The following is a 1,059-nucleotide window of genomic DNA, read 5'->3' as shown; positions in this document are numbered from 1 at the left end:
GCTCAGCGATCTTCATGGCCTCCTCGATGAGGGTCTCCACGATCTTCGACTCCGGGACGGTCTTGATGACCTCGCCCTTGACGAAGATCTGCCCCTTGCCGTTGCCCGAGGCGACCCCGAGGTCGGCCTCCCGCGCCTCGCCCGGACCGTTGACGACACAGCCCATCACCGCCACCCGCAGCGGCACGTCCATGCCGGTCAGACCGGCCGTGACCTCGTCGGCCAGCTTGTAGACGTCCACCTGGGCCCGCCCGCAGGACGGACAGGAGACGATCTCCAGACCGCGCCGGCGCAGGTTCAGCGACTCCAGGATCTGGATACCGACCTTGATCTCCTCCACCGGCGGCGCGGACAGCGACACCCGGATGGTGTCGCCGATGCCCTGCGAGAGCAGCGCACCGAAGGCGACCGCCGACTTGATCGTCCCCTGGAAGGCCGGACCGGCCTCGGTCACCCCCAGGTGCAGCGGGTAGTCGCAGCTCGCCGCGAGCTGCCGGTAGGCCTCGATCATCACCACCGGGTCGTTGTGCTTGACCGAGATCTTGATGTCCCGGAAGTCGTGCTCCTCGAACAGCGACGCCTCCCACAGCGCCGACTCCACCAGCGCCTCCGGGGTGGCCCTGCCGTACTTCCGCAGCAGCCGCCCATCCAGCGACCCGGCGTTGACCCCGATCCGGATCGGCGTGCCGTGGTCCCTGGCCGCCCGCGCGATCTCCTTGACCTGGTCGTCGAACTTCTTGATGTTGCCCGGGTTGACCCGCACCGCCGCACAGCCGGCCTCGATCGCGGCGAAGACGTACTTGGGCTGGAAGTGGATGTCCGCGATCACCGGGATCTGCGACTTGCGCGCGATGGTCGCCAGCGCGTCCGCGTCGTCCTGCGTGGGACAGGCCACCCGCACGATCTGGCAGCCCGACGCCGTCAGCTCGGCGATCTGCTGCAGCGTCGCACCGATGTCCGACGTACGCGTCGTGGTCATCGACTGCACCGACACCGGCGCGTCCCCGCCCACCGCCACCGACCCGACCTGGATCTGCCGGCTCCTGCGGCGCTCGGCGA

General features: G+C 69.2%; 1 protein-coding gene. It reads right to left on the bottom strand.

Features of this window, described 5'->3' with window-relative positions:
• Positions 1-1,059 (bottom strand): flavodoxin-dependent (E)-4-hydroxy-3-methylbut-2-enyl-diphosphate synthase (gene ispG, locus C1I97_RS37735; RefSeq protein WP_111007347.1); only part of this gene is annotated, 1,059 nt, incomplete at both ends.

This window comes from Streptomyces sp. NTH33 (assembly GCF_003236365.1).
In the GTDB taxonomy this organism is placed as follows: Bacteria; Actinomycetota; Actinomycetes; order Streptomycetales; family Streptomycetaceae; genus Streptomyces.
The sequence above is the reverse complement of the archived record's forward strand: the minus strand, read 5'-3'. Positions and strand labels throughout refer to the sequence as shown.